The sequence below is a fragment of the Brevundimonas sp. genome (assembly GCF_036399195.1).
GTDB lineage: Bacteria > Pseudomonadota > Alphaproteobacteria > Caulobacterales > Caulobacteraceae > Brevundimonas.
This window is the reverse complement of sequence record NZ_DASWNO010000244.1, coordinates 1-6025: the sequence shown is the minus strand read 5'-3', so window position 1 is coordinate 6025 and position 6025 is coordinate 1. Positions and strand designations below refer to the sequence as shown.

Sequence of the window (6025 nt, the reverse complement as noted above, 5' to 3'; positions counted from 1 at the left end):
AAAGGGCTTCATCGCCGCGGAAGAGGAGGGCGGCTTCGGCGTCCTCGTCGGTCCGCCGCGTGCAACCGCCGCCCGCTACGGCCTGCCCGACGTCGATTCGGTTCTGGCCTGGCTGGAGACCGTCGAGGACGGCGAATGACTTTGAACCTCGACCTCGCCCCGATCGGCAACTGTTCCATCAGCGCCCTGATCGACCGGCGCGGCCGGTACGTCTGGGCCTGCGCGCCGCGTGTGGACGGCGACCCGGTGTTCTCCGCCCTGATGGACGGCTCCGACCCCGACCACGGCTTTTGGGACATCGAGCTGGAGGGCTTGGCCGACATCACCCAGGCCTACGTCCGCAACACCCCCGTGCTGCGAACCGTCATGACCTCAGCGGACGGCGACTCGCTCGAAATCATCGACTTCGCGCCCCGCCATCTCAAGCACAGCCGCACCTACCGCCCGCTGGCCTTCAGCCGGATCGTCCGTCCGCTGAGCGGGTCGCCGCGCATCCGCGTGCGGCTGCGCCCCGCCGCCGACTGGGGCGCGCGGCGGGCCGAACGCACCAGCGGCTCAAACCACATCCGCTATGTCTGCACCGACGTCACGTTCCGCCTGACCACCGATTGCCCGGTGTCGCACATCCTCAACGAGCGCACCTTCCGGCTGGAGCGGGCCCACGCCTTCTTCTTCGGCCCGGACGAAGGCTACGATCAGGACGTCGGCCCCGGCGTCACCGCGGCGCTGGACCGCACCGTCGGCTATTGGCAGAACTGGGTCCGCACCCTGTACCTGCCGCTGGACTGGCAGGAGGCGGTGATCCGCGCCGCCATCACCCTGAAGCTCTGCGCCTATGAGGAGACGGGGGCGATCGTGGCCGCCATGACCACCTCGGTGCCGGAGTTTCCCGAGAGCGGGCGCAACTGGGACTACCGCTACTGCTGGATCCGCGACGCCTACTACACGGTCCGGGCGCTGAACCGGCTGGGCGCGGTCGATCTGCTCGAGAACTACCTCGCCTACCTGCGGAACCTGGTCGACGCCTCGGCGGGCGGCCATGTGCAGCCGGTCTACGGCGTCGGTTTGGAAGAGGACATCGACGAGCGCATCACCGAAACCGTGGCCGGCTATCGCGGCATGAAGCCCGTCCGCATCGGCAATCAGGCGCGCGAGCACCTGCAGCATGATGTTTACGGCCAGATCGTCCTGCCGCTGGTGCAGGCCTTCTACGACCACCGGCTGCTGCGCCCCGGCACGATCGAAGACTTCCACGCGCTGGAGAAGGTCGGCGAACGCGCCTTCGCCATGCACGATCAGGTCGACGCAGGCCTGTGGGAGTTCCGCACGATCGCCCGGGTGCACACCTATTCCTCCGTCATGTGCTGGGCCGCCTGCGACCGGCTGGCCAAGGCCGCCGCGCATCTGGGGCTGGCCGACAGCGCAGCGGTCTGGCGCGAGCGCGCGGCGACCGTCCACGCCCGCATCGAGCGCGAGGCCTTCGTGCCCGACGAGGGGCGGTTCGCCGCCAGCTTCGGCAACCGCGAGCTCGACGCCTCGCTGCTGCAGATGACCGATCTCGGCTTCCTCAGCCCGGACGACCCACGCCAGAAGGCGACCTTCGAGGCCATCGAGCGCGACCTGAAGAAGGGCCCATACCTGTTCCGCTATGTCGAGGCGGACGATTTCGGTGAGCCGGAGACCGCGTTCAACTTCTGCACCTTCTGGTTCATCGAGGCCCTGCACCTGAACGGCCGCACCGAGGAGGCGCGGGAGATCTTCGAGCAGATGTTGAGCCGCCGCACGCACGCGGGCCTGCTGTCAGAAGACATCTCGCTGGGCGACAACGAGCTGTGGGGCAACTATCCGCAGACCTATTCGCTGGTCGGCATCATCAACTGCGCCGTGCTGCTCAGCCGTTCGTGGACGGACGCGCGATGAGCCGCCTGATCGTGGTCTCCAACCGCGTGTCGGCGCCTCGCGATCCCGCCGAGGGGTCGATGGGCGGTCTCGCCATGGCCCTGTCGGCCGCGCTGCGGAAATACGACGGTCTGTGGTTCGGCTGGTCCGGCGAGACCGTCGACCAGTTCACTGGCGAACTGAAGATGGAGGACCGGGCGGGCGTCACCGTCGCCCTGGTCGATCTCGAGGCGCAGGACGTCGACGAATATTACAACGGCTACGCCAACAAGACCCTGTGGCCGCTGTTCCATCACCGGGTCGACTTGACCGCCTACGAGCGGTCGTACGGCGAGGGCTATGAGCGCACCAACGCCCGCTTCGCCGAGGTGCTGGCCCCGCTGATCCAGCCGGACGACGTCATCTGGGTTCACGACTATCACATGATCCCCATGGCCCGGGACCTGCGCCGGCTGGGCGTCACCAACCGGATCGGCTTCTTCCTCCACATCCCGTGGCCGGTGCGGCAGCTGCTCGTGACCCTGCCGCATCACCGCCGGCTGGTGGAGGCGATGTTCGACTACGACCTGATCGGCTTCCACACCCGCGAGTGGCTGGACCTGTTCCGCGACTACGTGGCCTCCGAGCCCGACGTGCACGGCAAGCTGCTGCCGAACGACGGCCTCGCTGCCTTCGGCAAGACGGTCCAGACCGGCGTCTTCCCGATCGGCATCGACGTCGAGGGCTTCATGGACGCTCGGAACTCTCCGCTCGGGAACCGCACCTACGACCGGATGGCGGCGTCGACCGCCTTCCGCTCCCTGCTGGTCGGCGTCGACCGGCTCGACTACTCCAAGGGGCTGGAGGAGCGGCTGCTCGGCTACGAGCAGTTCCTCGCGGACAACGCCGAGATGAGGGCCCAGGTCCTGCTGCTGCAGGTCACGCCGATCTCGCGCGACGAGGTCGACACCTATCAGGATATCCGCGGACGGCTCGACGCCCTCGCGGGCCGCATCAACGGCGAATACGCCGACATGGACTGGCAGCCGATCCGCTACCTCAACCGGACCTATCGCCGCGACCAGCTGGCCGGAATCTATCGCGCCGCGCGCGTCGGGCTGGTCACGCCCCTCAGGGACGGCATGAACCTGGTCGCCAAGGAGTTCGTCGCCGCCCAGAATCCGGAGGATCCGGGCGTGCTGGTGCTGTCGCGTTTCGCCGGGGCCGCCGAACAGATGAGCGAGGCCCTGCTGGTCAATCCGTTCAGCCGCGAGGAGCTGTCGGATGCGATCAAGCGCGCCTTGACCATGCCGCTGGCCGAGCGCATCCGGAAGTGGGAGTGCCTGATGCGGGTGGTCCGCGACACCGACGTGTCGATCTGGCGCGACGACTTCGTAGGCACCTTGCGCGCGGTAGAGCGTCCCGACGACGACAACGGCCGGCCGGCGACCGTCTACGCGGCCTGAGCCACACGCCGGCGTCGGCTCCCGCGCCTCAATAAATCTCGAACAGCCCCGCCGCGCCCATGCCGCCGCCGACGCACATGGTCACCACGCCGTATTTGGCGCCGCGCCGCCTGCCCTCGATCAACAGGTGTCCGGTCATCCGCGCGCCCGACATCCCATAGGGGTGGCCGATCGAGATGGCCCCGCCCGACACGTTCAGCCGCTCGTCGGGAATGCCCAGCCGGTCGCGACAGTACAGCACCTGCACGGCGAAGGCCTCGTTCAGCTCCCAAATGCCGATGTCGTCCACCGTCAGTCCGTGCCGCTCCAGCAGGCGCGGCACGGCGAACACCGGGCCGATCCCCATCTCGTCCGGCTCGCAGCCGGCCACGGCCATGCCGCGATATGCGCCGAGCGGCTGCAACCCACGCCGTTCAGCCTCCCTGGCCTCCATCAGGACGCTGGCCGAGGCCCCGTCCGACAGCTGGGAGGCGTTGCCGGCCGTTATGAAGCGCCCTTCAGCGATCGACTGGCCGCCGCCGAACACCGGCTTGAGCGACCGCAGCCCCTCCAGCGTTGTGTCCGGCCGGTTGCCCTCGTCCTTGGACAAGGTGACTTCAAGCGAGGACGCCTGGCCCGTCGCCTTGTCCATGACCTGCATGACCGTGGCCATCGGCGCGATCTCGGCGTCCAGCCGGCCCTCCGCCTGGGCCGCGGCCGTCCGCTGCTGCGACTGCAGGGCGTAGGCGTCCTGGGCCTCGCGCCCGATCCCGTAGCGCGCGGCCACGATCTCGGCGGTTTCCAGCATCGACATATAGATGTGCGGCTGCAGCTTCAGCAGCGCCTCGTCCCGCAGGCGGTGCAGGTTCATGCTCTGGTTCTGCACCAGCGAAATGCTCTCCAAGCCGCCGCCGACGGCGACCGTCTGCTCGTCCATGACCACCTGTTTGGCCGCGGTGGCGATGGCCATGAGGCCCGAGGCGCATTGGCGGTCCAGGCTCATGCCCGCCGCGGTGACCGGCAGGCCCGCCGCCAGCGCCGCCTGACGCGCCACATTGGTGCCGGTCGAGCCCTGCTGCAGAGCCGCGCCCATCACGACGTCCTCGATCTCGGCCGGATCGACGCCCGAGCGGGCCACGGCGTGGCGGATGGCGTGGGCGCCCAGCTGCTGGGCCTGGGTGTCATTGAAGGCGCCGCGGTAGGCCCGCCCGATGGGCGTGCGGGCGGTCGAGACGATCACGGCTTCGCGTCGCATCTGCGATGCTCCTTGTTTGGGGCGCTATGCTCGCGACGCGGTCGCTCGCGGCTTGAGCGCGGACTGGCTTAATCCTCTACGTGGCTGCCGTCGGGTCAAGACAAGCCCCGGGCGCCTCAAGTCGCGAGCCGCGCGCGGCGGACATAGGCGCGCGTCGTCAGGCGTCTGAGGCTGCCTGCGCCTTCGACAACTCGACCATGCCCTGGGCCGCCCCCATCTCCGGGACGATCTCGCCGGTCCGATCGGAGATTTCGGCGAAGCGGGCCGCAACCTGTTCCGGGGCGTCCTCGCCGACGGCCCGGATGCCTTGGGTGAGCGTGACATAGGCGCGCTCGAAGCCGCCGCCGCCCGCCGCCAGGATGCAGCGGGTGGGAGCGTCCTCGCTGACGAGGTGCAGCAGCCCCGGCGACACCGTATCCGGCCCCAGCAGATCCAGCGGCAGCCGCGCGCCGAGGTCCTCCGTCATCCGGGTGTGGGCCGTCGGGGCGAGGCAGTTGACGCGGATGTCGTTCTTGGCGCCCTCGATCGAAAGGGTCTGCATCAGCCCCACCAGCGCCATCTTGGCGGCGCCGTAGTTCGACTGGCCGAAATTGCCGTACAGGCCGGAGGACGAGGTGGTCATCACGATCCGGCCGTAGTTCTGCGCCCGCATGATGTCCCACACGGCCTTGGTGCAGTTCACCGCCCCCATCAGGTGCACGTCGACGACGAAGCGGAAATCCTCCAGCTCCATCTTGGCGAAGGTCTTGTCGCGCAGGACGCCGGCGTTGTTCACCAAGACGTCGACCCGCCCCCATTCGGTCATCGCCGTCTCCACCATCGCCCGCACGGCGACCGGGTCGGTGACGGAGGCGGCGTTCGCGATCGCCTGACCGCCAACGGCGCGGACCTCGGCGGCGACCGTCTCCGCCGCCGTGGCCGAACCGCCCGATCCGTCGCGCGCGCCGCCGAGGTCGTTGATCACCAGACGAGCGCCCCGCGCGGCCAGGGCGAGCGCATGCTCCCGACCCAGGCCCCCGCCGGCTCCCGTCACGATCGCGACCCGACCGTCAAACCTCATCGTCATGCCGTCGCTCCCTTGCTTCGTGGCGCCGAACGCCGTCTCATTCCGGGAAAGCTGGGTCAATGTGTTGGAATGGCGCCACAGTCGCCTCATTCACAGCGAAATTGAGGAACCGCGACCGTACATTGTCGTTCGGCACGGTGAGCCCCCCGTGTACACGGGGAATTCGGGCAAACAATGAGCATGAGGGATATGATGAAGGTGAAACTTCTCGCCGGCGTCGCGATGGCGGGGCTGCTTGCAGCCGGCGCTGCGGCGGCTGAGCCGAACGGCTGGTATGGCGCGATCGACGCGGGCTACCACACTCTGGGCGACGTGGAGACGCGTTCGCAGACGACCGGAGCGGCGTTCAACATCGGCACTGAGGCCGACTGGGCCGCGTTC

The 6025-nt window shown here is 68.7% G+C and carries 4 protein-coding genes and 1 pseudogene; 3 read left to right on the top strand and 2 right to left on the bottom strand.

Annotated elements, in window-relative coordinates:
• Window positions 1-135: 135 nt before the first annotated feature.
• Together VGB60_RS10800 and VGB60_RS10795 are read left to right on the top strand one after the other, a co-directional pair.
• Window positions 136-1920 (top strand): glycoside hydrolase family 15 protein, encoded by a 1785-nt coding sequence (locus VGB60_RS10800; RefSeq protein WP_331038267.1) that lies wholly within the window; start codon window positions 136-138, stop codon window positions 1918-1920.
• Window positions 1917-3344, top strand: a complete 1428-nt coding sequence (locus tag VGB60_RS10795) for an alpha,alpha-trehalose-phosphate synthase (UDP-forming) (RefSeq protein WP_331038266.1) — start codon at window positions 1917-1919, stop codon at window positions 3342-3344. Before VGB60_RS10800 ends, VGB60_RS10795 begins: the two co-directional genes overlap by 4 nt.
• Window positions 3345-3372: 28 nt before the next feature.
• Here VGB60_RS10795 and VGB60_RS10790 read toward each other — a convergent pair whose 3' ends face one another.
• Both VGB60_RS10790 and VGB60_RS10785 read right to left on the bottom strand, forming a co-directional pair.
• A complete protein-coding gene (locus VGB60_RS10790; RefSeq protein WP_331038265.1) occupies window positions 3373-4578 on the bottom strand; it encodes an acetyl-CoA C-acyltransferase in 1206 nt (401 codons plus the stop codon).
• Window positions 4579-4735: 157 nt separating this feature from the next.
• The gene (locus VGB60_RS10785; RefSeq protein WP_331038264.1) at window positions 4736-5644 is read right to left on the bottom strand and encodes an SDR family NAD(P)-dependent oxidoreductase; all 909 of its coding nucleotides are present in this window, start codon (window positions 5642-5644) and stop codon (window positions 4736-4738) included.
• A 192-nt stretch (window positions 5645-5836) separates the two neighbouring features.
• On the opposite strand from VGB60_RS10785, the pseudogene VGB60_RS10780 reads away from it, so the two are divergent.
• Window positions 5837-6025 (top strand): annotated as a pseudogene (locus VGB60_RS10780) (cell envelope biogenesis protein OmpA); the annotation flags it as partial.

What these genes read in the sequence shown, in the direction of transcription:
- VGB60_RS10800 (WP_331038267.1), top strand. Translation starts at nt 136, where the DNA reads ATGACTTTGAACCTCGACCTCGCCCCGATCGGCAACTGTTCCATCAGC.
- VGB60_RS10795 (WP_331038266.1), top strand. Translation starts at nt 1,917, where the DNA reads ATGAGCCGCCTGATCGTGGTCTCCAACCGCGTGTCGGCGCCTCGCGAT.
- VGB60_RS10790 (WP_331038265.1), bottom strand. Translation starts at nt 4,578, where the DNA reads ATGCGACGCGAAGCCGTGATCGTCTCGACCGCCCGCACGCCCATCGGG.
- VGB60_RS10785 (WP_331038264.1), bottom strand. Translation starts at nt 5,644, where the DNA reads ATGACGATGAGGTTTGACGGTCGGGTCGCGATCGTGACGGGAGCCGGC.